Origin of the sequence: Psychrobacter sp. Rd 27.2, from assembly GCF_001921755.1 — a bacterium.
Lineage (GTDB): Bacteria > Pseudomonadota > Gammaproteobacteria > Pseudomonadales > Moraxellaceae > Psychrobacter > Psychrobacter celer.
The window spans coordinates 1-337 of sequence record NZ_MRYB01000152.1; the positions used below are offsets into that span (position 1 = coordinate 1).

Here is a 337-nt window from a genome sequence, read left to right on the forward strand (position 1 = left end):
TCCATGATTTACTCTCAATAATTTTAGTAGTAATCTGCTCTTCTCCTGTCTTGATTGCATCTATTGCACATTCATTTAGCAAGCGTTTAACATTGCCGATACAGCCGTCACTGATACTATGAATTAAATTTAAGTTTTCTTGTTGAGTTAAGTTTGATGGGTTTCTTAATGGTAGTATTCTTTCGAAGCTACCAACTAATCGTCTAAACTCTTTACTATTTTCCCAAATAGGTAATTCAGCTATATCAAAACGACTAGCGTGTTGTGGATCAGTATGCAAGATACGAACTGAATCTTTAGTACCACTAAGTACGATAGGAATTTCTAGCTCGTTACA

1 protein-coding gene is annotated in these 337 nt (G+C 34.7%); it reads right to left on the minus strand.

What is annotated here, in order from left to right; genetic code table 11:
* A partial coding sequence (locus BTV99_RS13000; RefSeq protein WP_178377993.1) for a TniB family NTP-binding protein occupies positions 1–337 on the minus strand: 337 nt, incomplete at both ends.